Here is a 25,331-nt window from a genome sequence, read left to right as displayed (position 1 = left end):
AATGATAGTAAAAGAATATACAATACATTTTATTTTAGTTTTATAAAGTGAATTATATTCACGTTAAATAGAGTTACTACGAGGAGGAATTAAAATGAGCAAACCTATGGTTGCAATAGTAGGTAGACCTAATGTTGGGAAATCTACTTTATTTAATAGATTAGCAGGTAAGAGAATCTCTATAGTTGAAGATACTCCAGGAGTTACAAGAGATAGGGTTTACGCAGAATCAGAATGGGTTGGAAGACCTTTTACAATGATAGATACTGGTGGAATAGAACCAGAAAGTGCAGATATCATAATAAAGCAAATGAGAAGACAGGCACAAATAGCTATAGAAATGGCTGATGTAATAGTTTTTATAGTTGATGGTAAAGAAGGTCTTACAGCTGCAGACCAAGAAGTTGCTACTATGCTTAGAAAAAGTAAAAAACCAGTTGTTCTAGTAGTAAATAAAATAGATAATTTAAAAGATGAAGCTAACATGTATGAGTTTTACAACTTAGGAATAGGTGATCCAAATACTATATCAGCATCACAAGGTTTAGGTCTTGGAGATATGTTAGATGAAGTTGTTAAATTCTTCCCAGAAGAAAATGAAGATGAAGAGGAAGAAGAAAATATAAAAATAGCTATGGTTGGAAAGCCTAATGTTGGTAAGTCATCACTTATAAATAAATTATTAGGTGAAGATAGAGTAATTGTAAGTAATGTTCCAGGAACAACTAGGGATGCTATAGACAGTTATTTAGAAACAGAACAAGGTAAATTTACATTAATAGATACAGCTGGGCTTAGAAGAAAGAGCAAAGTAAAAGAAGAAATTGAGAGGTATTCAGTAATCAGAACTTACGCAGCTATAGAAAGAGCAGATGTATGTATCTTAATGATAGATGCAACAGAAGGCGTAACAGATCAAGATGAAAAAATAATTGGATATGCTCATGAATTAAATAAAGCTATTTTTGTTATAGTGAATAAGTGGGATTTAATAGAGAAAGATGGAAAGACTATGGCTAACTACCAAAAAGATCTTCAATCAAATCTTAAATTCTTATCTTATGCACCATTCTTATTCATTTCAGCTTTAACAGGACAAAGAGTTCATAAAGTATTAGAAATGGCAAAAATGTGTTATGGAAATTACTCAAAGAGAATAGGTACTGGTATATTAAATGATGTAATAAGTAAAGCAATACTTATGAAAGAACCACCAGTAGTGGCATTAAAGAGACTTAAGGTATATTATGCAACTCAAGTTGCTGTATGTCCACCTAAATTTATATTCTTCGTAAATGATCCAAGTGCTTCACACTTCTCTTACGAAAGATATTTAGAAAATCAATTAAGAAGTAGTTTTGATTTTACAGGAACAGGTCTTCAAATAGAGTATAGACAAAGAAAGGAGTAATTATTTATGGATAAGATAGCCTTTATTGGAGCAGGAAGCTTTGGTACTTCCTTATCTTTACTTTTAGCAAACAAAGGATATGAAGTTTCTTTATGGGATAGAAATAAAGAAGTTGTAGATGATATAAACATAAATAGAAAAAATAGCAGATATTTAGAAGATTTAGATATTCCTCATAATGTTACAGCTTATTATAATATGGAGGATGCTTTAAATAATTGCAATTATGTAGTATTAGCAGTTCCATCTCATGTTATAAGAACTATAGCAAGAGAGTTAAGAGGAAAAATTTCTGATGATGTGGTTTTAATAAATATAGCTAAGGGGATTGAAGAAGGAACAAATATGAGATTATCGCAAGTTATAAATGATGAACTTCCGGATAATCAACTAGTAGTGTTATCAGGACCAAGTCATGCTGAGGAAGTTGCAAAAGCAATACCAACAACTTTAGTGGCTAGCTCTGAGCATATGGAATATGCTAAAAAGGTTCAAGACTTATTCATGGATAAAAATTTCAGAATCTATACTAATGAAGATATAATTGGTGTTGAAATAGGTGGAGCAGTTAAAAATATAATAGCCCTAGCTACAGGAATATGTGATGGTCTTGGCTATGGTGATAATTCAAAAGCTGCACTTATGACAAGAGGAATGTGGGAAATAAGAAAAATAGGAATGTATCTTGGCGGTCAAGCTGATACCTTTTACGGTCTAACTGGTATAGGAGACTTAATAGTAACTTGTACTAGTATGCATTCTAGAAATAGAAGAGCTGGTATATTAATAGGTCAAGGAAAATCATTAAATGAGGCCGTTAAAGAAGTAGGAATGGTTGTTGAAGGTATAAAAGCCTGTAGAGCTTTCTACGAGATGAAAAAAGATACAAATATTGAAATGCCTATAACAGATACTTTATATAGTGTTCTTTTTGAAAATGCAAATGTAAAAGAAGCTATAGTAAAGTTAATGGTAAGAGATAAAAAGGACGAAAAATTATAAACTTTAAGAAATCAAAGTTTTCTTGAATTAAAAAAGAAAAATAAATAATTAAAATTATAAGAAATCTATAAATTTAGTTCTAATAAAAGGAGCTATAATTTATAGATTTTTTTTATAAAAAAATAAAAAAAGAGTATACTTTTTGAAAGAAAATAATATATATATATGGATAATAAATAATTATAGGAGGGACATATCTTTGGAAGGATTTAATATATATAAAGATATTGCAGAGAGAACCCAAGGAGATATTTACGTAGGTGTAGTAGGACCTGTTAGAACAGGTAAATCAACATTTATAAAAAGATTCATGGATCTTATGGTTATACCAAAAATAGAAAATACTTATAAGAAAGAAAGAGCTAAGGATGAATTGCCACAAAGTGGATCTGGAAAGAGTATTCATACAACAGAACCTAAATTTATACCCAATGAAGCTGTAGAGGTAAATCTTGACGAAGGAATAACTTTTAATGTTAGAATGGTAGACTGTGTAGGATATATAGTTAAAGGGGCATTAGGTTATATGGAAGGAGAAGAGTCAAAGATGGTAACAACCCCATGGTTTGACTATGAAATACCTTTCGAAGATGCTGCTGAAATAGGAACTAGGAAGGTAATAACAGACCATTCCACTATAGGTCTTGTAGTAACAACAGATGGAAGTATAACAGGGATAAGTAGAGATGATTATTTAGAAGCAGAAGAGAGAGTAATTGGTGAACTGAAATTAATAAATAAACCTTTTATAATTGTACTTAACTCATCAAAACCAAATGATGAATCAACAAAGGCATTACAAGTTGAGATGGAACAGAAGTATAATGTACCTGTTCAAATAATGGATGTTTCTTCTATGGGAGAAGATGATATAAATAACATATTCACAAAGGTTTTAAAAGAATTTAGTATTAAAGAAATAAATATAGATATGCCGGAGTGGATTGAGAAGCTAAGCCCTTCTCATTGGTTAAAGATCAACTTTTTGAACATAGTAAAAGATATGTGCAAAAACATATATAAAGTAAGAGATATAAGGGAGTGTATAGACAAATATAAGGAGGAAGACTTCTTAGGATTATTAGATATTTCAGAAATGAACTTGGGAAATGGTGTTGCAAGGATATCTATGAATCCAGAAAAAAGTATATTCTATAAGATAATTAGTGAAATATGTGATTGTGAACTAGGAGATGAAAGTGATCTACTAGGTTTAATAAAAGAACTTAGAAAATCAAAAGTTGAGTATGACAAGGTTTCAGAAGCTATAAAAGATGTTAAGGAAACTGGCTATGGACTTGTAGCACCTCAATTATCAGAAATGAAATTTGAAAAACCTGATATAGATAAGCAAGGATCAAAATATGTAGTTAAGTTAAAAGCTAGTGCTCCTAGTCTTCATATGATAAAGGCAGATATAGAAACTGAAATTTGTCCTATAATGGGTACTGAAAAAGAAACTCAAGAGGTCTTTAAAGCCCTATTAGAACAATTTGAAAGTGATCCAGAAAAGTTATGGCAAAGTAATATGTTTGGAAAATCTTTAGAGATGTTAGTTAAAGAGGGACTTCAAAACAAGCTTTATAAGATGCCAGAAAATATACAAACAAAAATACAAAAAACTCTTCAAAAAATTATTAATGAAGGAGATGGAAATTTAATTTGTATAATATTCTAGTAAAAAGATTCTGTAAGTTTTAAATATGAAGTATTTAATTTCAAAAAATAGAATATTTTATTAGATAGTGAAGGATAATAATGGAGATGCATATTTATTATGTATCTCCATTTATTTATTGAGAGATGGAGTAATTAGATGATTTTACTAAATTTAAGTGAAAATTTGTGAGGAGGTAGATGGTATGTATGATTTCTTTTATGAAATGTGTTTTAAATTAGGGAGAAATTTTGGATTTGGTGCTTTAGAGGGAGGAATTATTTATGGAGGAATTATAGCTATTGTCTTTATTAAGGCTGTTGATTTAGTTGTTAAAGAAAAGAAAAAGAAGGCTAAAGAGTAGTGTAAGCTAAATAAATATAATGTTTCCTTTAAAATTTTAAAGATAGCAGAAGCCATGAATATATAGTATAATCATTAAAGGCGAAATAAAAGAAAAAATATAAATTTTATATTCGGGAGTGACATAAATGAAGAAAATAGCAGTAGTTTTTAATGGTGGAACAATATCAATGAAAGTTGATGAAAAAATTCATGCGGCAGTGCCAAATCTAACAGGTGAGGAAATAATGGCTAAGGTTAGAGGAATTGAAGATTATGCTGAAATAGAAGATCATACTTTCTCATCTCTACCAAGTCCTCATATGACTATTGAGTTAATGACCGCACTTTCAAAATTTATAACTGATTTAATTAAAAGAGATGATATTGATGGAGTAGTTATTACTCATGGTACAGATACTCTAGAAGAAACAGCTTACTTTTTAGATTTAACTATAAAAACCAATAAACCAATAGTGGTTACAGGAGCTATGAGAAGTAGTTCAGAGCTTGGATATGATGGTCCTGCTAATTTAACAGCAGCTATTTGTACAGCGGCTTCAAAAGAGTCAGAAGGCAGAGGAGTTCTTGTTTGTTTTAATGGAGAATTAAATAGTGCTAAAGAAGTAACAAAGGCTAACTCGATGGCTTTAAATGCTTTTAGAACGCCTAATTTTGGTCCTATAGGTATAGTTGATAATAATAGAGTTATATTCTATAGAGAAGTAAAGGATTGTGACTATATTCCAATAGAAAAGGTTACTGAAAAGGTTGCTATAATTAAGTGTGCTGCTGGTATAGAAAATGATTTTATAAATTTAGCAATTGAAAATGGATATAAGGGAATAGTTGTGGAAGCCTTAGGTAGAGGAAATGTACCTCCTACTATGGTTGAACCAATAAAAAGAGCTATAGATAAGGGTATAGTAGTTGTATTAACTTCAAGATGTTTTGAAGGAAGAGTATATGATTCTTATGGATATGCAGGTGGAGGAAAAGAGCTTACTAATCTGGGAGTTATATTAGGAGAATCAATGCCTAGCCAAAAGATAAGAATAAAATTATTATTATTACTTAGTGCTAAATATGGTTATAAAGATATAAAAGAAAGCTTTGAAAAAAATCTATACACGAACTAACAAATAATTTTTATAATAAATGGTTCGTCTCTATTGACAAATAAAAAGAAGAAATGTAAAATAATATTCGTAGATTGATTCTTCGAGTTCTTTTAGTTGTGCTTAAAAGGGGGAGTTTAAGTATAACTTTGAAATATTATTTTATATTTGTATAAAATAAGTTTTTGATTGAATTAATCTATCAAAAACTTATTTTTAATTTAGGGGGAAAAATGAATAATTCAGTAAAAAAGCAAAACAAATTTATAAGTTACTTTGGAGAAAATGTTGATGTAAAAAGGGAATTTATAGCTGGAATGACAAGCTTTTTAGCTATGGCCTATATAATAGCTGTAAATCCATCTATATTGAGTGCAACAGGGATGGATGCAGGAGCTTTAGTTACAGCTACTTGTTTATCAGCTGCTTTTGCATGTATTTTAATGGGTGTATATGCTAAGTTACCTTTTGGTTTAGCAGCTGGAATGGGACTTAATGCATTCTTTGCATTTTCTGTTGTTATAGGAAAAGGGGTTTCTTATGAAACAGCTTTAACAGCAGTATTTGTAGAAGGGATTATTTTTATTTTATTATCTCTATTTAAGGTAAGAGAAGCCGTTGTTAATTCAATACCCCTTAATTTAAAGTATGCTGTAACTGGTGGTATAGGTATATTTATAGCTTTTATAGGATTTAGTGGTTCTGGCATGGTTACTAGTAATAAAGATACTCTTGTACAACTTGGTAACTTCTTCTCACCAACTGTTTTAATAACAATGTTAGGAATTATTATAATAGCTGTATTAGAAAAGAAGAAGGTAAAGGGTTCTCTTTTATGGGGAATAGTAGGAGCAACTTTAGTTGCTTGGATATATGCTTACTTCAATAGAGAAGCAGCGGCAGCAATGAATATATTTCTACCAAATGGTATATTTAAATTTGAATCTTTAGCACCTATAGCAGGAAAAATAGATTTTTCTTTCTTAGGTAGCGCTGAAAATATATTAAATTTTGCAATTATAGTTTTAACGTTTTTATTTGTCGATTTCTTTGATACTATAGGAACTTTAGTGGGAGTTTCCTCAAGAGCAAATATGTTAGATAAAGATGGAAACATACCTAATGTAGGGAAAGCTTTAATGGTTGATGCTATAGGAACTACAGTTGGAGCTTTAATGGGAACATCTACAGTAACAACCTTTGTAGAGAGTGCAGCTGGTGTTGAAGAAGGCGGTAGAACTGGATTAACAGCTGTTGTTATTGGAGGATTTTTCTTAGTAGCAATGTTTTTCTCTCCTATATTTGTAGCTATACCATCTTGTGCAACTGCACCAGCCTTAATATATGTTGGGTATTTAATGATGGGTAGTATATTAAAAATAGATTTTTCAGAAATTACAGAAGCATTACCAGCATTTTTAATAATAACATTAATGCCTTTAACATACAGTATAGGTGATGGATTAACTATAGGAGTATTAACTTATGTTGCATTAAATATAGTTAATAATATATTCGGTAAAGAAAAGAAAAAAATATCAGTGGCTATGTTAATATTAGCAATAGTATTTTTATTTAAGTTAGCAATGCCACTTATAGAACAGATGATTTTATAATTTATTATTTAACAAAGAGGATGTATCACATTATAGGTACATCCTTTCTACTTTTTATTTAGCTATATAGGTTCATCATTTGTGACTATTCACTGATATAACCCCTTTATTTTTGTCTAAAATTAAGCAATAAGTAGAGACAGAATAAAGAGCTTGTTGTTGATATTATTGTTATAAAAGAATATAAAAGTTTGCTTATAATAATATGAATAATAAGAAGAAGTAAGGGTTAAATAATAAGGGAAAAATAAATGATTAAAAATGTTAATTTTTTGTTAACAAACCGTTGACTTAGATTGAGTTAATAGAGTAAAATTAATAACATACTAATTTAAGGAGGTTCAGGGATGGTAAAAAGCATGACAGGCTTTGGAAGGGCTAGTAGTAAAGAAGGAAATGAAAGAAGCTTTTCTTTAGAGATAAAGAGTGTTAATCATAGATATATAGATATAAATATAAGAATGCCAAAGGCTATGATATCCTTAGAAGAAAAAATAAGAGGAAAAATCAAAGAAAAATTAAGCAGGGGAAAGGTTGATTTATTCATAAATTATAAGAATTATGGAAAAGGTCAATCGCTTGTAAATTTAAATATGGATTTTGCAAAGGGATATGCTAAAGCTTTAATGACTCTAAAGGAAGAATTTTCTGATTTTAAAGATGATTTAAGCATTTCTTTAATAGCAAGACATCCTGAAGTAATTCAAATAGAAGAACAAGAAGAATCTTTAGATGAAATCTGGGAAGAGATAGAAGTTCTTTTAGATGAATCTCTTAAAAGTATGGTACATATGAGAGAGTTTGAAGGAAAAAAACTAAAGGAAGATATAATATTAAAAACAGAAAATATAAATAATATTGTATTAGCCATTGAGGAAAAATCTTTTGTTATAGTTGAAAATTATAAATTAAAATTAGAGGAAAGATTAAAAGAATTAATGGATAAGGTTGATGTTGATGAAAATAGACTTGCTATGGAAGTGGCTATATTTGCAGATAAAGCTGCTATAGACGAAGAAATAACAAGACTAAAAAGTCATATAAACCATTTAAGAAATACCTTAGATTTAGAAGAGCCTATTGGAAGAAAATTAGACTTTATTATGCAAGAAATGAATAGAGAGGCAAATACAATAGCTTCAAAATCTACAGATTTAGAGATAACTAACTTAGTTATTGACATAAAAAACATCTTAGAAAAGATAAGAGAACAGGTACAAAACATAGAATAAATTAGGAGGCGAAATATGGGTATAAAATTAATAAATATTGGTTTCGGTAATATAGTATCTGCTAATAGATTAGTTGCTATAGTAAGTCCTGAATCAGCACCAATAAAAAGAATAATACAAGAAGCTAGAGACAGAGGAATGCTTATAGATGCTACTTATGGTAGAAGAACTAGAGCAGTTATAATAACTGATTCAGATCATGTTATACTATCAGCAGTTCAACCAGAAACTGTAGCTCATAGATTATCAACTAAAGAAGAAGTTGTAGAAGAGGTTGATGAATAATGGATTTAGAAAATCAGAAGAATAAAGGTGTACTAATTGTAATATCTGGTCCTTCAGGAGCAGGTAAGGGAACTATATGTAAGGCGCTACTTGAAAAGCACCCTGAAATAAAATTATCTGTTTCAGCAACTACAAGATCTCCAAGAGTTGGAGAAGTTGATGGTGTTAACTATCATTTCTTAAATAAGGAAACATTTTTAAAAAGAATTGATGAAAATGACTTTTTAGAGTATGCAGAGGTTTATGGAAACTATTATGGTACTCCAAAATCAAATGTAGAAGAAATTCTTAATTCAGGAAAAGATGTAATATTAGAAATAGATATTCAAGGCGCTTTAAAAGTTAAAGAACGCTCAGAAGACGGAGTATTCATATTTATATTACCTCCATCAATGGAAGAATTAAAACAAAGAATAATTAAAAGAGGTAGTGAAACTCCAGAGAGTTTAATGACTAGATTTAAATCAGCTTATCAAGAAATTAATTATGTGTCAAAATATAATTATGCAGTAGTAAATGACACAGTAGATGCAGCAGTGAATAAGATAGAAAGTATATTAACTGCTGAAAAATGTAGAGTAGATAGATTAAAAGAAACAATTTTAGATTCAAAGGAGGATTTTATTCATGAACAACTCTATGATTAATCCATCAATAGTAGATTTATTAAAAAAGGTAGATAATAGATATTCTTTAGTTATAACTAGTTCAAAAAGAGCTAGACAAATAATTGACGGATCAGAAATAACAGTAAAAACATCTTCACATAAACCGCTAAGTATAGCTGTAGAAGAAATAAATGAAGGTTCAGTAACTTACGAATCAGTAGAATATTAAGAAAGAAGTATGACTATGGAAAATAAATGTATTGTTTTAGGAGTTTCGGGAGGAATAGCCGTATATAAAGCTTTAGATGTAGTTAGTAGACTTAAAAAGCACAATATAGATGTTAGGGTTATAATGACAAAATCTGCAACAGAATTTGTTACACCTTTATCTTTTCAGTCTTTAAGTCAAAATCAAGTTATAGTAGATATGTTTGCAGAGCCAAAGGCTTTTGAAATTCAACATATTTCTTTAGCAAAAAGAGCAGATTTAATGCTTATTGTACCAGCTACAGCAAATATCATTGGAAAAGTTGCAAATGGTATTGCAGATGACATGTTATCAACTACAATAATGGCAACTAAAGCTCCTGTAGTTTTTGCTACAGCTATGAATACAAATATGTATGAAAATAGAATAGTTCAAGATAATATGTGTAAGCTAAGAAAATATGGCTATAAATTTATAGAGCCAGCAAGTGGAAGATTAGCTTGTGGAGACTTAGGTAAAGGGAAATTACAAGATACAGAAATTATTGTAGAATATGCTTTATCTGTCCTAAATGAAAACAAAGATTTACAAGGGAAAAACGTTATAGTAACAGCAGGTCCAACTATTGCACCTATAGATCCAGTAAGATTTATAACTAATAGGTCTACAGGAAAGATGGGTTATGAAATTGCAAAAGAAGCTAGAGATAGGGGGGCTAATGTTACTTTAATAAGTGGCCCAACAAATTTAAAAGCTCCTTTTGGAATTGAGGTTATAAATGTTTCTACTAATGAAGAAATGTATAATGCCCTTTTAAATAGATTTGAAGAGGCGGATATTGTTGTAAAATCAGCAGCAGTTGCAGACTATAAGCCAAGTGAATATAGTGAGAAAAAAATAAAAAAGAGTTCTCAAGGGTTAGAACTTAATCTTATAAGAGATAGAGATATTTTGAAAACTATAGGAGAGCAAAAAAAGAACCAAATAATAATTGGATTTGCAGCTGAAAGTCATGATTTGATAGAAAATGCCCAAAGTAAGTTAGAGAGAAAAAACCTAGATTATATAGTGGCTAATAATATTCTCTCAAAGGATACTGGTTTTGGTACTGATAATAATAAAGTAACAATAATAGGTAAAGAAGGCTTCAAATTATCATTAGAAAAAATGAGTAAAAGAGAAGTTGCTAAAAATATATTTGACTTAATAAAGGGGCGCTAAAAGGCCCCTTTTTATTATAAAAAAATAAAAGGTGAAAGATTATGGATACTTATGCAGATATAGTAGTTAATAATGAGGCTGTCTCTATAGATAGAATTTTTACTTATAAAGTTAAAGATTCTATGAAGGAAGAAATTAAAATTGGTCATAGGGTTACAGTTCCTTTTGGTATGAAAAATAAACCCATTGAAGGATTTATTTTTCATATCTATAGTGAAGAAAAAAATGATAATATAAAATATAAATACATAAAATCTATATGTGATAAGGAACCACTTTTAGAAAGAGAAAATTTTTTATTAATAGAATTTTTAAGACGAAGATATCTGTGCAAATATATAGATGCTCTTAGGGTTATGATTCCTCCTAAAATCATGAGTGGGAATAAAGCGAAAACTAAGAATATAATAGTATTTAATAAATATATAGACGGATTAAATGAAAATCAAAAAAAAGCTCTAGAGGAAATAAAAAATTATAGTGGTGGATTTAGTAAAGCAGAATTGAATAGAAATTTTGGGATTTCAACATATATGCTTAATAAGTTAGAGAGTTTAGGTGCTATAAAATCTCTAGAAATAAAAGTTGATAGAAGTGATTATAGAGAGTATGAAAGTTATCCAGCTAAAAAATTAACTCCTATGCAGGAAGATGCCTATGATTCCATAATGAATTCAAATAAAATTTCTTTACTAAAAGGGGTAACTGGAAGTGGCAAAACAGAAGTATATATGAATTTAGTTAGTTATATGCTTATGGAAGGAAAAAGCTCTGTTATATTAGTTCCAGAAATAGCATTAACACCTCAAATTATTGAAAGATTTAAAGGTAGGTTTGGAAAAGACGTAGCAGTATTCCATAGTAAACTTTCTGATGGAGAAAGATATGATGAATGGCAAAGAGTAAAAAGAGGTGATGTAAAACTTGTTGTAGGGGCAAGATCAGCTATATTTTTACCTTTTAAAGATTTAGGACTTATTATAATAGATGAAGAACATGAAAGTAGTTATAAATCAGATATGAATCCTAAATATAATACCATTGAAGTAGCTTCTTATATGCATCAGATGAGAGGATGCAAAGTAGTTTTAGGTTCAGCTACTCCAAGTTTAGAAAGTTTTTATAAGGCTATAACAATGGAGTACAATTTAGTAGAACTTACTGAAAGAGTAAACAATAAAAAAATGCCAGAAATTCATGTAGTGGATATGAGAGAAGAACTTAAAAATAATAATAAAGCTATGTTTAGTAGAGAACTATACTTTAAAATAAAGGATAGGTTAGAAAAAAGAGAACAGGTGATTTTATTTTTAAATAGGAGAGGCTATTCTACCTTTGTTTCTTGTAGAAGTTGTGGTTTTGTTTATGAATGTGAAAGTTGCGATATAGCAATGACTTATCATAAAAATGGTTTTTTAGTGTGCCATTACTGTGGAAAAACTAAAAGAATAGAACCTTGCTGTCCTAAGTGTAAAAGTAAATATATAAAATATTTTGGTACAGGAACAGAAAAGGTTGAGCAGGCAGTAAAACATTATTTTAAAGATGCTAAAACTCTTAGGATGGATGTAGATACAACGAGGAAAAAGAATTCTTATGAAGAAATTTATAATTCTTTTAAAAGAGGGGAAGCAGATATATTAATAGGTACGCAAATGGTTGCAAAGGGCTTTGATTTTGAAAATGTAACCTTAGTAGGAGTTATAGCAGCAGATACAACTTTGAACTTACCAGACTATAGAGCTAGCGAAAAAAACTTTCAAATAATAACTCAGGTTAGTGGAAGAGCTGGTAGAGGAGAAAAAGAAGGAGAAGTAATTGTTCAGAGTTATAGCCCAGAACATTATAGCTTACAAGCTGCAACTTCAGGAAATTACGAAGAATTTTTTGAAAAAGAAATAGAAATACGAAAAGCTATGGATTATCCACCTTTTTCAAAGCTTATGGTAGTTAATATAAGTAGTACTAATTATGATAAGATTATAGAAACTAGTAATATGCTATATGAAGCACTAAGAAATTCTTTGAAAAATTATAATGATATAATAATTTATAAACCTTGTTCTTCAATAGTGGGAAAAATAAAGGATATGTATAGGTGGCAAATACTTTTAAAGGGTAATATTAATGATGTAAATGCTGAAATTGTAAAAAATAGTCTTTATGAAATCTCTAAGGACATATATAATGAAGTAAGAGTAACTATGGATATCAATCCTAATAACTTAATATAGGAGGTAAAAATGGCCATAAGAAATATTAGAATAGAAGATGATGAAATACTTAGAAAGAAGAGTAAAGAAGTTAAAGAAATAACTCCAAGAATTGAAATCTTAGTAAAAGATATGATAGAAACAATGTATCACAATGACGGAGTGGGATTAGCAGCTGTTCAAGTTGGAATTTTAAAAAGAATATTTGTAGTTGATATTCAAGATGATACTGGAGTTAAAGTATTTATAAATCCTGAAATATTAGAAAAGTCAGGAGAAGAATTAGGTCCAGAAGGATGTTTAAGTTTACCTGGAGAAAGAGATGAAGTAAAAAGAGCGACATATGTAAAAATAAAAGCTCAAGATATTGAAGGTAAAGAATTTATTCTAGAGGCCACTGAACTTTTAGCTAGAGCAATACAACATGAATATGATCACCTAGATGGTATTTTATTTGTGGATTATAATAGATAGGAGGACATTTTAATGAATATAGTATTTATGGGAACACCTGATTTTGCAGTGCCATCCCTTGAAGCTTTAATAAAGGAATTTGGTGTTAAAGCAGTTTATACTCAACCAGATAGACCAAAAGGTAGAGGAAAGAAATTAGCATTTTCTCCTGTTAAGGAAGTTGCAGTAGCAAATAATATAGAAGTATTACAGCCAGAGAAAATAAGAAATGATGTGGAAGCTATTGAATATTTAAAATCACTAAAACCAGATTTTATAATAGTTGTAGCTTTTGGACAGATATTACCTAAAGATGTTTTAGATATACCTAAGTATGGATGTATAAATTTACATGGATCATTATTACCAAAGTATAGAGGTGCGGCACCAATACAATGGAGTGTAATTAATGGAGAAAAGATAGCTGGAAATACAACAATGCTTATGGATGTTGGATTAGATACTGGTGATATGTTATTAAAAAATGAAGTTGAAGTATCTAAGTTTATGACCGCTGGTGAGCTTTATGAAGAATTAAAATTATCAGGAGCAGAACTTTTAGTAGAAACTATTAAGAAGGTAGCTAATGGTGAAGTCACACCTATAAAGCAAAATGATGAAGAAAGTACTTATGCACCAATGCTTAATAAAGAAATTGCAAAAATAGATTGGAATAAAAGTGCAGAAGAAATTCACAACCATATAAGAGGAATGAATCCTTGGCCAATAGCAACTACTCTTTATGATGATAAAGTAATGAAAGTTTATGAAAGTGATTTTGAACCTTCAAAATCAGCTAAAGAACCGGGGATTATCTTAAAAGCAGATAAAAAGGGTATAGTTGTAAGCACTAAAGAAGGAAATTTAATAATTAAAAAATTACAATTCCCAAATGGAAAGCCATTAATGGTTGAACAATTTATAAATGGGAATGATATAGAAATAGGGAAAAAATTATTATAAAATAATAACAGTATAGGGGTTTAATATAATGTTATATTTTGATAGAACATATTTAATTTTAATACCAGCTATAATTTTAGCAATGTGGGCACAGTTTAAAGTAAGCTCAACATTTAATAAATATAATAGTGTTAGAAGCTATAGAGGATACACTGGTGAACAAGTTGCAAGAATGATATTAAATAATGCAGGAATTTATGATGTTAATATAGAACCAGTGGCTGGAAATCTTACAGATCATTATGATCCTACAACTAGAACAGTTAGATTATCTAGAGATGTTTACTATGGAAGTTCTTTAGCTGCAATTGGTGTTGCAGCCCATGAGGTAGGACATGTACAACAACATTATGAAGGTTATGCACCATTAAAAATTAGACATTCACTAGTTCCTATAGTTAATTTCTCTAATGGAGCATCTTGGATAATATTTTTAGTAGGTTTACTTATGAGTTTTCCTATGTTAACTAATATTGGAATAATACTATTTTTAGCAGTGGTTGCTTTCCAAGTTGTAACTTTACCAGTAGAATTTAATGCATCAAATAGAGCTATTAAAGATATTTCTAATATGGGTATTTTAGATGCTGGAGAGGTAAGTGGTGCTAGAAGAGTTTTAGGTGCAGCAGCATTAACATATGTAGCAGCAACATTAATGGCAGTAGCACAATTATTAAGATTAATTGCATTAAGCAATAGAAATTCTGATTAATAAATGAGGTAACGTATGAATACAAGAAAATTAATAGTAGAAATATTAGATGAGGTTATTTTTAATGGGGCTTATTCTAATATAGAAATAAACAAAAGACTTAGTGGTCTAGATATAGATGTAAAAGATAGAGCCTTAATAACAGAAGTAGTTTATGGAACAATAAAGTACAAAAAAACTATAGATATAATACTAGAAAGTTTCGTGAAGAGCATAGATCAAATTGATAAGGAAGTATTAAATATACTTAGAAGTGCTATTTATCAAATGAGATTTTTAGATAGAGTACCAGATTATGCTGTTGTAAATGAAGCAGTTAATCTTTCTAAAGAAAAATCAGTTTCTTTAAGTAAATTTGTAAATGGCGTTTTAAGAAATTATATAAGAAATGAAAAAAGAGATTTTGCTGATGATTTCACAGGAAGTAACCTTTTAGCTTATAAATATTCTTTTGAAAAGTGGATGGTAGAATTATTTATAAAGCAATATGGTAAGGAAACAGCAGAAAAAATATTAGATGGTCTTAATAAAACACCAGCTGTTACAGTTAGGGTTAATGGATTAAAGGAAGATTACGATACTGTTTTTGAAAAATTAGAAGAAGCTTCTTATGAAGTTGAAGAAGGAAGAATTTGTCCAGAAGCTATAATTATAAGAAAAGGAAGTTCTATAGAAAATAATAGCCTTTATAAAGAAGGATTTATAACAGTTCAAGATGAGAGTGCAATGCTTGTGGCTCCACTTTTAGATCCACAAGAAGGAGAAATTGTTATGGATTTATGTAGTGCTCCTGGAACTAAAGCTACTCATTTAAGTGAGCTTATGATGAACACTGGAAAAGTTTTAGCTTTTGATATACATGAGCATAAAATAGGACTTATAAAAGAAAATGTTAAGAGATTAGGAATTGAAAATTTAGAGTGTGAAATAATGGATGCAGCTAAATTAAATCCTAAATATATAGCTTTTGCTGATAAAATTATTTTAGATGTTCCTTGTTCAGGACTTGGAATAATAAGAAAGAAACCAGAAATAAAATGGACTAAAAGTACTAGAGAACTTCAAAATATAATAAAAGTTCAAAAAGAAATACTTGATAATGCTTGGAATTATCTTAAAAAAGGTGGAGAGTTAGTTTATTCAACTTGTACACTAAATAAAAGAGAAAATGAAGAGATTATAGAAAGATTCTTAGAAAAAAATAAGGATTGCAAAATAGAAAAGGTATTTGTTGGAGACAGTGATAATATTATATATAATGTTGACGGTTCTATAACTATATTACCTAATGAATTTATGGATGGTTTCTTCATGGTAAAACTAAAGAAATTATAAAATGGAGATAACTTTAATGGAAAATATATTTAATTTTAGCTTAGATGAATTAAAAGTTTGGATGAAAAATAATGGGGAAAGTGCATTTAGAGCTAAACAAATCTTTGACTGGATATATAAAGGTGTTTATGACTTTTCTTTAATGAAAAATGTGCCAAAGGCAATGCAGGAAAAACTTAAAGAACATTTTTCTATAGAATTACCAGAGGTTTTAGATGCAATGTCATCAACTGATGGAACAAAAAAATTCCTATTAAAATTTAAAGATGGTAATATAATAGAATGTGTTATAATGAAGTATAAACATGGAAATACTATTTGCATATCAACTCAAGTTGGATGTAGAATGGGATGTAAATTCTGTGCTTCAACATTAGAAGGTAGAGTTAGAGATTTAACTGCAGGAGAGATGTTAAGCGAAGTTATAGTAGCTCAAAGTCTTTTAGAAGAAAGAATTTCTAATATAGTTTTAATGGGAAGTGGAGAGCCTCTTGACAATTATGATAATGTAATGAAATTTTTAGAACTTGTAAATGCAGACTATGGTCTTAATATAGGTCAAAGACATATAACTTTATCAACTTGTGGAATTGTTCCTAAAATATATGATATGGCTGATAAAGAAATGCAAGTTACTTTAGCTATTTCTCTTCATGCTGTAACAGATGAAAAAAGAAAGGCAATCATGCCTATAGCTAATAAATATTCAATAAAAGAAATATTAGATGCATGTAATTATTATGTAAAGAAAACTAACAGAAGAATAACTTTTGAATATTCATTAGTTAGTGGTGTTAATGATAGTAAAGAAGATGCAAGAAGTTTAGGCAGTTTAATTGGTGGAACTTTATGTCATGTTAATTTAATTCCAGTAAATGAAATTAAAGAGAATACGTTCAGAAAATCAACACCTAAAGCTATAGAGGATTTCAGAAAAATACTTAATAATTATGGTATAGAGGCTACAGTAAGACAGGAGAAAGGTGCAGATATTAACGCAGCATGTGGACAATTAAGAAGAAGTTATTTAGAATCTAAGTAGATTTAAAAAGGAGAATGGTTTGTTTATGGTAGGATTTATAAGTGATATAGGAAATGTAAGACAAATCAATGAGGACTATGGTGACTATCATTTAGGGAGAAAGTATAAACTTTTAATAGTTGCTGATGGTATGGGAGGTCATAATGCTGGAGAAGTAGCTAGTAAAATGGCTGTTGAAGGTATAATAGACTTTGTAAAAACAAATTTTGGAGACTATGAAGAGGATGACTTGTTAGCAGATGCCGTTATAGATGTAAATACAAAGATTTATAATCATGCAGCAAATCAAAAAAAATTATCCGGTATGGGGACTACTATAGTATCAGCATTAGTTTTACCAGAAGTAATTCAAATAGTAAATGTAGGAGATAGCGTTTGCTATGGAATTAATGATGAAGGAATAGAAAAAATAACTAAAGACCACTCATTAGTTCAAGAATTAATAGATTCAGGTAGTATAACTGAAGAAGAAGCTAAAAAACATCCTAGAAGAAATATAATCACAAGGGCTGTTGGAACTAATGAAACAGTTGATGTAGATATTTATGATGTTCCTAAAGGCATGTATGATTATTTTGTTTTATGCACAGATGGATTAAGTAATGATGTAGATGAAAGCTTTATATTGGATGAAGTTAGAGACTCTTATGATTTACAAGAATCATGTAAAAAACTTGTTGAAAAGGCTAAAAGCGAAGGCGGCAAAGATAACATAACAGTTCTTGTTTTTGGAGGAGAGAATTAGTATGAATTATATGTTGTTAGGAGACAGATACGAACTCCTTGAAAAAGTAGGAGAAGGCGGTATGGCTATAGTTTATAAAGCTAGAGACCGAAAGCTTAATAGATTTGTAGCTGTAAAAGTTCTTAAAGATTCTTTTAAAGAAAATGAAGAAATAATAAGAAAATTTAAAAAAGAAGCTCAAGCAATTGCTACCCTTTCTGATCCTAATATAGTTAACGTATTAGATGTTGGAAACCAAGATGATATGAATTATATTGTCATGGAATTTATAGAAGGAAAAACTTTAAAGAAAATAATTCAAGAAAGAGGACACCTTCCAAATGAGGTAGCTATTAGAATAGCTATAAAGGTAGCATCAGCATTGGCTTGTGCACACAAAAATAATATTGTTCACAGAGATATAAAACCACATAACATATTAGTAACTGCAGAGGGTGTTGTTAAGGTAACTGATTTTGGTATAGCGAAATCAATGGACTCTTCAACTCTAGCACACACTAATACTATAATGGGATCAGCTCATTATTTCTCTCCAGAACAAGCAAAGGGAAGTTATATAGACTTCAGAACAGATATATATTCATTAGGTGTAGTTATTTATGAAATGGCAACTGGAAAGGTTCCTTTTGATGGAGATTCAGCTGTAACAGTAGCTTTAAAGCATATACAAGATAATGTTATTCCACCGAAGGAAATAAATCCAGAGATACCAGAAGGATTAAATCAATTAATCTTAAAGTGTATGGCTAAAGATCCTAATGAAAGATATGATAGTGTAGTAGATCTAAAGATAGATTTAGAAAGAGTAAAAGATAATCCTAATATGACAATTGATGAAGAAGAAGCTGAAGATGATACTGATTATACTAGAGTAATGTCACCAGTTAGTATGGATGACACTATTTATCAAAATACTCCTCTTTATACTGAAGAAAATCATCATCAATATGAAGAAGATGATGATTATGAGGAAGATGAGGATGAATATGATGATTACGAAGATGAGTATGATGAGTTAGATGAAAAGCCAAGAAAAAAAGGTGGAAAAGGATCAGGTGTTGCTATAATAGTTGTAATAGCAATTATTGTAGTATGCGGAGGGATATATGCTGGAATATCCTTAGGTAATAGAAAAGCATCTAGTCAGAAGGTTACAGTTCCTAATATTGTGAATTTAACAACTAATGAAGCAGAATCTCAATTAGATAAATTAGGTTTAAAATTCACTGTTAATCAAGTAGCAAATGATGCACCTGCTGGAACTGTAATTAGTATTAGTCCAGCAAGTGGAGCTGAAGTTAACAAAGGAACTAATATAACTATAACTGTAAGTTCAGGGCCACAGGCTATAACTATTCAGGATGTAAGCAATATGTCTTTAAGTGAAGCTAAGAAAACTCTAGAAGGTCAAGGATTGACTGTAGGTGATACAACATATAGTTATAGTGATTCAGTACCAAAAGGACAAATAATAGGAACAAATCCAGCAGCAGGAACACAAGTACCTAAAAATAGTTCAGTAAGTATAATAGTAAGTAAAGGTCAACAAGTAAAAATGGTTGAAGTTCCAAGCTTAACAGGTATGACTGTAGCAGAAGCAAAACAAACATTAAATGATTTAGGATTGACTATAAATGCTGTTCAAGGTAATGTAGCTGGTTCAGTAGCAGATAATGGAAAAATATATGCACAGGACCCACAAGGTGGTTATAGTGTTAAGAGTGGATCTGCAGTTACTGTAACTTATTATGGAGATTATGTTGCACCAACGCCAACTCCGAAACCACCAACTGGAGGAGATACTTCAGGAAATAATGGTGCTAATGCTGGTAACTCAGATAATACTGGAAATACAGGTAATGCTGGAAATTCAGGTAATACTGATAATTCAGGAAACACAGGTAATACCGATAATTCAGGAAATACAGGGAATTCTGGAAGCACAGATAATAGTGGCAGTAAAGTAGAACATGGAACAGAATCATCAAATACATCTGATAAGAAACCAAATGTAGAAAATCAAAATAAAGATAGTCATAGCGCAACTCCAAGTAATTCAAGCAATACAGGAAAAGGAAAAGGCGCTAGTACTAGCAATGGAATAAGTGTTAACAAAAATCAAAATTAATAAAAATAAATAAGTAAAAGAGAAATCCAAGAAATTTATTCTTGGATTTCTTGCATTTTATAGAGTATTTTGTTTATTATAAATATAGAGAAATAATTTTAAGGCGAAATCTTTAAAATAAAAATAAGAGGAGGCAAAATGGAAGGTAGAATAATAAAAGGAATAGGTGGCTTTTATTATATAAAAACTGAAGAAGGTATTATAGAATGCAAAGCAAGAGGAAAATTTAGATATGAATCATTGAAGCCAATGGTTGGAGATATGGTTGAAATAAAAATAGACAAGGGAAAAGGTGTAATAGAGAAAATCTATGAAAGAAAATCAGAACTTATAAGACCAACAGTTGCTAATGTAACTAGAGCTTTTGTAGTTTTTGCAATAAAGAATCCAGATATAAATATTGAATTATTAAATAGATTTTTGCTTCTTTGTGAATATAACGATATAGAACCAATAGTTTGTTTGAATAAAATAGATATATGCACAGAAGAAGAAATTTCAGAAATAAAATCAGCTATAAATTCAATTGGATATGAGGTTTTATTAATAAATGCGAAGGAAGGAAAAGGCATAGAAAGTTTAAAAGAAAAAATGAGTGGTAATATAACTGTTCTTTGTGGACCTTCTGGTGCTGGAAAATCTACTTTATTTAATGCGTTAATAGAAAAAGAGCATATGGAAACTGGAGATATAAGCAAAAAGTTAGGAAGAGGTAAACATACCACAAGACATAGTGAACTTATAGAAATAGAAGATGGATATCTTGTTGATACTCCAGGTTTCTCTACTCTAGATATAAGCTTTCTTGATAAAGAAAAATTAAAATATTGTTTCCCAGAGTTTAATGAATATGAAGGACAATGTAAATTTAGAGGATGTAACCATTATAAAGAACCAGGATGTAAGGTTAAAGAAAAAGTAGAAGAAGGCATATTAAATAAATTGAGATATGATTTTTATATAAAGACTTTAGAAGAAATACAAAATGGGAGAGTGAGATAAATGGTAAAAATAGCACCATCAATATTATCAGCAGATTTTTCAAAGCTAGGAGAACATGTTAAAAGAGTAGAAAAAGGAGGGGCAGAATTTTTACATATAGATGTTATGGATGGGAATTTTGTTCCTAATATAAGCTTTGGATTCCCAATAATGAAAGCAATTAGACCTTTAACAGATATGGTATTTGATGTTCATTTAATGATTGAGGAACCTTCAAGATATATAGATGAATTTGTAAATGCAGGAGCAGATATTATAACTATACATTATGAAGCAGAAAGACATTTAGATAGAGCTATTGAATATATAAAATCAAAAGGGGTTAAAGTTGGAGTATCATTAAATCCGGGAACTAGTACAACTTTACTTAAGAATGTAATAAAAAAATTAGATATGGTACTTATAATGTCTGTCAATCCAGGTTTTGGTGGGCAAAAGTTTATTGATTATTCTCTAGATAAAATAAAAGAAATAAAAGAAATGGCTAGGGAATGTGGAAATAATGATCTTTTAATAGAAGTAGATGGTGGAATAGGAAAAGATAATATAAAAGATGTTGTCTTAGCAGGAGCTAATGTTGTGGTAGCAGGTTCAGCAGTATTTAAAGAGGAAAAAATAGAAGAAAATATAAAAGGTTTAAGAGAGGCTTTAGCTTAAAATGAAGATTTTAATGGTTGGTGGAGGTGAAAGACCATCAATAGAATTATTTAATAAATATAAAGAAGAAGTTGATTATTCTATAGCCTTAGATAGTGGTTTAGATGTATTTTTAGATTTTAATAGTAAACCAGATTATTTACTAGGTGATTTTGATTCAACTAAATTATCAAAAGAGAAAATAGAAGAGTTTGAATTTGTTAAGTTTCCACCTGAAAAGGATTATACTGATTCTGAATTAGGACTTGAAAAGGCTATAGAATTAGGAGCTACAGAAATATACTTATTAGCTATGACTGGTGGAAGATTAGATCACTTCATGGCAAATATAGGTCTTTTAAAGAAGGCTATAGAAAAAGATATAAAGGCTTATATAATAGATGATAAGAATATAATTACTATGACAAAGGAAAGTATAGTTATAGAAAATATAGGTATGAAATATGTTTCTTTTTATGCCTATGGTGGCAATGTAGAAAACTTAACTTTAAAGGGAAGTAAATATGAATTAAATAATTATGAATTGAAACCCTTTGAAGGAATTTGTAATTCTAATGAATTTCAAGAAGAAAAAATATTTGTAAATTTTAAAAGTGGTACATTAATTATTATATATTCTCAAGATTAGGAACATTTTCACATTAATTTGCATAATATATATTATAGTAAATTAAAAAAGGGTGAAATGAATGAAAATTACAGTAATAAAGCTTCCTAAATTTATCGGGAGAATAATAAGAATCTTTAAAAAGAAATAGCTAAATACATAGCTAAGTAAAAATTTTATTAAAAGGAGATAATCTTCAATTATAATTAACTCTAATGCTGGAGATATTAATAATGAAGATTATTTTTCTTTTATAGGATTTTTATTTTTGAGCAACAAAAAAATGCAATTGTGAAGCAATTGCATTTTTATCAAAGAACTAGATAGCTCTTTGAACCTTACCTGATCTTAAACATCTTGTACAAACGTTTATAGTTTTAGGTGTACCTTTAACGATAGCTTTTATTTTCTTTACGTTAGGAGCCCAAGTTCTCTTTGATTGTCTGTGTGAGTGACTGTATTGAGTTCCTGAAACAACACCTTTGTTGCATATTTCGCATCTTCTTGCCATTTAAAACACCTCCTTCATTTGAAGATAAATCTTCAATAGGACAAATATTATTCTAGCACAAACATTATATTTATTGCAAGTAAAATATTAAATAATATAAAAATAAAGTAAATTAATAAAAATAAAAATAAGTGATAAAAAATAAATTAATAATTGATGAATAAAAGTAAAATAGGGGTATTATCAAAGAATATTCTTGAATATTAACAGTATTTAATATAGAATATATTATATGGAATAGTTGAGGAGGAATCATCATGATTGGATATTCAAACGAACAAGGTAATGTAACCTATGGAGATGATGTGTTATCAAAGATTATAGGGCTTTCAACAATGGAATGTTATGGAGTTGTTGGAATGGTATCAAAAAGTGCCACTGAAGGTCTTTGGGAACTAATGAAACTTGAAAATCTAACAAAAGGTGTAAAAATAAATCATAAAGATAGAAATTTATCCATTGAACTTTTCATAATGGTTGAGTATGGAACAAAAATTTCAGTTATTGCAAATAACATAATTCAAAAAGTAAAATATAATGTAGAGAATTATACTGGCTTAAAGGTATCAGCTATAACAGTCAATGTTCAAGCTGTAAGAGTCTAGGAGGTAAATTATAATGAAATATGAAAATATAAGTGGGGAGCATTTTTATGCTATGATGCAAAATGCATCTAATAGATTAGAATCACAAAGTGATTATGTAAACTCACTAAATGTTTTTCCAGTTCCTGATGGAGATACTGGAACTAATATGTCAATGACTTTTAAAGCATCAGTAAAGGAAATTGATGGATTTAATAGTGACAATATAGGTGAAGTATCAAAGAAATTATCTAAAGGTGCTTTAATGGGTGCTAGAGGTAATTCAGGGGTTATATTATCACAAATATTAAGAGGTATTTCAAAAGGCCTTGATGGAAAAGCAACAGTTTCAGTAAAAGAATTTGCTGCTGCTATTGAAGAAGGGGCAAAGGCTGCTTATAAGGCAGTTATGAGACCGACAGAAGGTACAATTTTAACAATAATAAGAACTGCTGGTGAAGTAGCAATGGCATCAAATGCTAATTGCATGGAAGAATTAATGGTTGACGTTTGTAGAGAATGTAAAATAATGCTAGATAAAACTCCAGAAATGTTACCAGCTTTAAAGAAAGCTAAAGTTGTAGATTCTGGTGGAATGGGATTATTAATAATTTTAGAGGGTATGCTTGAAGCTTTAAAAAATGACCTTAAAATAGAAGTTCCAGCAAAAGTAGCTAGTGAAAAGTCTGTTGAAGTTAGTGCACAAAGTACTGTTAATGCAGATGATATAAAATTCGGATATTGTACTGAATTCATTATATTAGGAGATGCAAATAAAGCTAACGAATTTAGAGATGAAATTGAAAGCTTAGGAGACTCAATGATAGTAGTAGGATATGAAGATGTAATAAAAGTTCATATTCATACTAATGACCCAGGTAAAGTTTTACAAAAGGCAGTTACTATAGGCGAGCTATCAAAAATAAAAATAGATAATATGAGAGAAGAACATAGACATATGGTTGCAAATGCAGAGGATTTTGCAAGAGCTGAAGAAGCTGCAGTGGAAGCAGAAGCAAAAAAATATGCATTTATATCAGTGGCTATGGGATCAGGAATGAAGGATATCTTTAAAGATCTTGGAGTTGACTATGTAATTGAAGGTGGTCAAACAATGAATCCAAGTACTCAAGATATGGTAGATGCTATTAATAAGTTAAATGCAGAACATATTTTTATACTTCCAAATAATAAAAATATAATAATGGCAGCTAACCAAGCAGCTGAAGTATCAGATAAAGATATTAGAGTTATACCAACAAAAACAATTCCGCAAGGAATAACATGTATAACTATGTTTAATGCAGAAGAAGATGTTGATACTAATGAAGCAGAGCTTAAAGAAGCTATGGAAAATGTTCAATCAGCATCAGTAACTTACGCTGTAAGAGATACAGAAATGGATGGTTTAGAAATCAAAGAAGGGAATATTCTAGGACTTCTAGAAGGTAAGATTAAGGAAGTTGGAGAAGATCCTTATGAAGTTGCAAAAGATTTATTAGACCAAATGTGTAATGAGGAGTCTGAGTTAATAACTATATTCTATGGTTCAGACTGTAAAGAAGATGAGGTTGAAAACTTCATTGAAAGTATAGAAGAAAAATATAGTGATTATGATGTTCAATGTTATAAAGGAGACCAACCTTTATATTATTTCATAATGGCTGTAGAGTAAAAAA

General features: G+C 29.7%; 25 protein-coding genes. 24 read left to right on the top strand and 1 reads right to left on the bottom strand.

Features of this window, described 5'->3' with window-relative positions:
• The first annotated feature begins 94 nt into the window (after positions 1-94).
• From der to ARA19_RS10950, 22 genes are all read left to right on the top strand, one after another.
• The gene (der, locus tag ARA19_RS11050; protein WP_055071026.1) at positions 95-1,411 is read left to right on the top strand and encodes a ribosome biogenesis GTPase Der; all 1,317 of its coding nucleotides are present in this window, start codon (positions 95-97) and stop codon (positions 1,409-1,411) included.
• A 6-nt stretch (positions 1,412-1,417) separates the two neighbouring features.
• Positions 1,418-2,413: an NAD(P)H-dependent glycerol-3-phosphate dehydrogenase gene (locus ARA19_RS11045; protein ID WP_055071025.1), complete on the top strand. Its 996-nt coding sequence runs from the start codon at positions 1,418-1,420 to the stop codon at positions 2,411-2,413.
• Positions 2,414-2,612: 199 nt separating this feature from the next.
• Positions 2,613-4,091 carry a stage IV sporulation protein A gene (gene spoIVA / locus ARA19_RS11040; protein ID WP_055071024.1) on the top strand — a complete coding sequence of 493 codons (1,479 nt, stop codon included), beginning with the start codon at positions 2,613-2,615 and terminating at the stop codon, positions 4,089-4,091.
• Positions 4,092-4,275: 184 nt separating this feature from the next.
• Positions 4,276-4,434, top strand: a complete 159-nt coding sequence (locus ARA19_RS17625) for a hypothetical protein (protein ID WP_197276592.1) — start codon at positions 4,276-4,278, stop codon at positions 4,432-4,434.
• A 127-nt stretch (positions 4,435-4,561) separates the two neighbouring features.
• Positions 4,562-5,551 (top strand): asparaginase, encoded by a 990-nt coding sequence (locus ARA19_RS11035; RefSeq protein WP_055071023.1) that lies wholly within the window; start codon positions 4,562-4,564, stop codon positions 5,549-5,551.
• Positions 5,552-5,763: 212 nt separating this feature from the next.
• Entirely contained in the window at positions 5,764-7,146 is a 1,383-nt protein-coding gene (locus tag ARA19_RS11030; protein WP_055071022.1) for an NCS2 family permease, read from the top strand.
• A 347-nt stretch (positions 7,147-7,493) separates the two neighbouring features.
• Positions 7,494-8,378 carry a YicC/YloC family endoribonuclease gene (locus ARA19_RS11025; protein ID WP_055071021.1) on the top strand — a complete coding sequence of 295 codons (885 nt, stop codon included), beginning with the start codon at positions 7,494-7,496 and terminating at the stop codon, positions 8,376-8,378.
• 15 nt (positions 8,379-8,393) lie between these two features.
• A complete protein-coding gene (gene remA / locus ARA19_RS11020; RefSeq protein WP_055071020.1) occupies positions 8,394-8,663 on the top strand; it encodes an extracellular matrix/biofilm regulator RemA in 270 nt (89 codons plus the stop codon).
• Entirely contained in the window at positions 8,663-9,310 is a 648-nt protein-coding gene (gene gmk, locus ARA19_RS11015) for a guanylate kinase (protein ID WP_055071019.1), read from the top strand. The genes remA and gmk overlap by 1 nt, the downstream gene beginning before the upstream one ends.
• Complete coding sequence (rpoZ, locus tag ARA19_RS11010) at positions 9,291-9,500, top strand: DNA-directed RNA polymerase subunit omega (RefSeq protein WP_055071018.1); 210 nt, start codon at positions 9,291-9,293, stop codon at positions 9,498-9,500. Before gmk ends, rpoZ begins: the two co-directional genes overlap by 20 nt.
• A 15-nt stretch (positions 9,501-9,515) precedes the next feature.
• Complete coding sequence (gene coaBC, locus ARA19_RS11005; RefSeq protein ID WP_147574391.1) at positions 9,516-10,700, top strand: bifunctional phosphopantothenoylcysteine decarboxylase/phosphopantothenate--cysteine ligase CoaBC; 1,185 nt, start codon at positions 9,516-9,518, stop codon at positions 10,698-10,700.
• Between the two features lie 41 nt (positions 10,701-10,741).
• A complete protein-coding gene (gene priA / locus ARA19_RS11000; RefSeq protein ID WP_055071016.1) occupies positions 10,742-12,934 on the top strand; it encodes a primosomal protein N' in 2,193 nt (730 codons plus the stop codon).
• Positions 12,935-12,943: 9 nt separating this feature from the next.
• On the top strand, positions 12,944-13,387 hold the full coding sequence (gene def / locus ARA19_RS10995; protein ID WP_055071015.1) for a peptide deformylase: 444 nt from the start codon (positions 12,944-12,946) through the stop codon (positions 13,385-13,387).
• A 12-nt stretch (positions 13,388-13,399) separates the two neighbouring features.
• On the top strand, positions 13,400-14,329 hold the full coding sequence (fmt, locus tag ARA19_RS10990; RefSeq protein ID WP_055071014.1) for a methionyl-tRNA formyltransferase: 930 nt from the start codon (positions 13,400-13,402) through the stop codon (positions 14,327-14,329).
• 28 nt (positions 14,330-14,357) lie between these two features.
• Positions 14,358-15,041 carry a zinc metallopeptidase gene (locus tag ARA19_RS10985; RefSeq protein ID WP_055071013.1) on the top strand — a complete coding sequence of 228 codons (684 nt, stop codon included), beginning with the start codon at positions 14,358-14,360 and terminating at the stop codon, positions 15,039-15,041.
• Between the two features lie 15 nt (positions 15,042-15,056).
• Positions 15,057-16,376 carry a 16S rRNA (cytosine(967)-C(5))-methyltransferase RsmB gene (rsmB, locus tag ARA19_RS10980; protein ID WP_055071012.1) on the top strand — a complete coding sequence of 440 codons (1,320 nt, stop codon included), beginning with the start codon at positions 15,057-15,059 and terminating at the stop codon, positions 16,374-16,376.
• Positions 16,377-16,392: 16 nt separating this feature from the next.
• Positions 16,393-17,418: a dual-specificity RNA methyltransferase RlmN gene (gene rlmN, locus ARA19_RS10975; RefSeq protein WP_055071011.1), complete on the top strand. Its 1,026-nt coding sequence runs from the start codon at positions 16,393-16,395 to the stop codon at positions 17,416-17,418.
• A 25-nt stretch (positions 17,419-17,443) separates the two neighbouring features.
• Positions 17,444-18,163 (top strand): Stp1/IreP family PP2C-type Ser/Thr phosphatase, encoded by a 720-nt coding sequence (locus ARA19_RS10970; protein WP_055071010.1) that lies wholly within the window; start codon positions 17,444-17,446, stop codon positions 18,161-18,163.
• A 1-nt stretch (position 18,164) separates the two neighbouring features.
• Entirely contained in the window at positions 18,165-20,291 is a 2,127-nt protein-coding gene (gene pknB / locus ARA19_RS10965; RefSeq protein ID WP_055071009.1) for a Stk1 family PASTA domain-containing Ser/Thr kinase, read from the top strand.
• A gap of 138 nt (positions 20,292-20,429) precedes the next feature.
• Positions 20,430-21,293, top strand: coding sequence for a ribosome small subunit-dependent GTPase A (rsgA, locus tag ARA19_RS10960; RefSeq protein ID WP_055071008.1), 864 nt, complete (start codon positions 20,430-20,432; stop codon positions 21,291-21,293).
• Positions 21,294-21,950, top strand: a complete 657-nt coding sequence (gene rpe / locus ARA19_RS10955) for a ribulose-phosphate 3-epimerase (protein WP_055071007.1) — start codon at positions 21,294-21,296, stop codon at positions 21,948-21,950. It abuts the gene before it with no gap.
• A 1-nt stretch (position 21,951) separates the two neighbouring features.
• Positions 21,952-22,578: a thiamine diphosphokinase gene (locus tag ARA19_RS10950; protein ID WP_055071006.1), complete on the top strand. Its 627-nt coding sequence runs from the start codon at positions 21,952-21,954 to the stop codon at positions 22,576-22,578.
• Positions 22,579-22,876: 298 nt separating this feature from the next.
• On the opposite strand, the gene rpmB is transcribed toward ARA19_RS10950, so the two are convergent.
• Complete coding sequence (gene rpmB / locus ARA19_RS10945; protein ID WP_055071005.1) at positions 22,877-23,068, bottom strand: 50S ribosomal protein L28; 192 nt, start codon at positions 23,066-23,068, stop codon at positions 22,877-22,879.
• A 257-nt stretch (positions 23,069-23,325) separates the two neighbouring features.
• On the opposite strand from rpmB, the gene ARA19_RS10940 reads away from it, so the two are divergent.
• Positions 23,326-23,673, top strand: coding sequence for an Asp23/Gls24 family envelope stress response protein (locus ARA19_RS10940; protein ID WP_055071004.1), 348 nt, complete (start codon positions 23,326-23,328; stop codon positions 23,671-23,673).
• A 13-nt stretch (positions 23,674-23,686) separates the two neighbouring features.
• On the top strand, positions 23,687-25,327 hold the full coding sequence (locus ARA19_RS10935; RefSeq protein ID WP_055071003.1) for a DAK2 domain-containing protein: 1,641 nt from the start codon (positions 23,687-23,689) through the stop codon (positions 25,325-25,327).
• The last annotated feature ends 4 nt before the right edge of the window (positions 25,328-25,331 follow it).

Source organism: Clostridium massiliamazoniense (assembly GCF_001403635.1).
Taxonomy (GTDB): Bacteria; Bacillota; Clostridia; order Clostridiales; family Clostridiaceae; genus Sarcina; species Sarcina massiliamazoniense.
Note: the sequence above shows the minus strand (reverse complement) of the source record. Positions and strands in the feature narration are given on the sequence as shown.

Coding starts and splice junctions, on each gene's coding strand:
- der (WP_055071026.1), top strand. CDS start 95: ATGAGCAAACCTATGGTTGCAATAGTAGGTAGACCTAATGTTGGGAAA.
- ARA19_RS11045 (WP_055071025.1), top strand. CDS start 1,418: ATGGATAAGATAGCCTTTATTGGAGCAGGAAGCTTTGGTACTTCCTTA.
- ARA19_RS17625 (WP_197276592.1), top strand. CDS start 4,276: ATGTATGATTTCTTTTATGAAATGTGTTTTAAATTAGGGAGAAATTTT.
- ARA19_RS11035 (WP_055071023.1), top strand. CDS start 4,562: ATGAAGAAAATAGCAGTAGTTTTTAATGGTGGAACAATATCAATGAAA.
- ARA19_RS11030 (WP_055071022.1), top strand. CDS start 5,764: ATGAATAATTCAGTAAAAAAGCAAAACAAATTTATAAGTTACTTTGGA.
- ARA19_RS11025 (WP_055071021.1), top strand. CDS start 7,494: ATGGTAAAAAGCATGACAGGCTTTGGAAGGGCTAGTAGTAAAGAAGGA.
- remA (WP_055071020.1), top strand. CDS start 8,394: ATGGGTATAAAATTAATAAATATTGGTTTCGGTAATATAGTATCTGCT.
- gmk (WP_055071019.1), top strand. CDS start 8,663: ATGGATTTAGAAAATCAGAAGAATAAAGGTGTACTAATTGTAATATCT.
- rpoZ (WP_055071018.1), top strand. CDS start 9,291: ATGAACAACTCTATGATTAATCCATCAATAGTAGATTTATTAAAAAAG.
- coaBC (WP_147574391.1), top strand. CDS start 9,516: ATGGAAAATAAATGTATTGTTTTAGGAGTTTCGGGAGGAATAGCCGTA.
- priA (WP_055071016.1), top strand. CDS start 10,742: ATGGATACTTATGCAGATATAGTAGTTAATAATGAGGCTGTCTCTATA.
- def (WP_055071015.1), top strand. CDS start 12,944: ATGGCCATAAGAAATATTAGAATAGAAGATGATGAAATACTTAGAAAG.
- fmt (WP_055071014.1), top strand. CDS start 13,400: ATGAATATAGTATTTATGGGAACACCTGATTTTGCAGTGCCATCCCTT.
- ARA19_RS10985 (WP_055071013.1), top strand. CDS start 14,358: ATGTTATATTTTGATAGAACATATTTAATTTTAATACCAGCTATAATT.
- rsmB (WP_055071012.1), top strand. CDS start 15,057: ATGAATACAAGAAAATTAATAGTAGAAATATTAGATGAGGTTATTTTT.
- rlmN (WP_055071011.1), top strand. CDS start 16,393: ATGGAAAATATATTTAATTTTAGCTTAGATGAATTAAAAGTTTGGATG.
- ARA19_RS10970 (WP_055071010.1), top strand. CDS start 17,444: ATGGTAGGATTTATAAGTGATATAGGAAATGTAAGACAAATCAATGAG.
- pknB (WP_055071009.1), top strand. CDS start 18,165: ATGAATTATATGTTGTTAGGAGACAGATACGAACTCCTTGAAAAAGTA.
- rsgA (WP_055071008.1), top strand. CDS start 20,430: ATGGAAGGTAGAATAATAAAAGGAATAGGTGGCTTTTATTATATAAAA.
- rpe (WP_055071007.1), top strand. CDS start 21,294: ATGGTAAAAATAGCACCATCAATATTATCAGCAGATTTTTCAAAGCTA.
- ARA19_RS10950 (WP_055071006.1), top strand. CDS start 21,952: ATGAAGATTTTAATGGTTGGTGGAGGTGAAAGACCATCAATAGAATTA.
- rpmB (WP_055071005.1), bottom strand. CDS start 23,068: ATGGCAAGAAGATGCGAAATATGCAACAAAGGTGTTGTTTCAGGAACT.
- ARA19_RS10940 (WP_055071004.1), top strand. CDS start 23,326: ATGATTGGATATTCAAACGAACAAGGTAATGTAACCTATGGAGATGAT.
- ARA19_RS10935 (WP_055071003.1), top strand. CDS start 23,687: ATGAAATATGAAAATATAAGTGGGGAGCATTTTTATGCTATGATGCAA.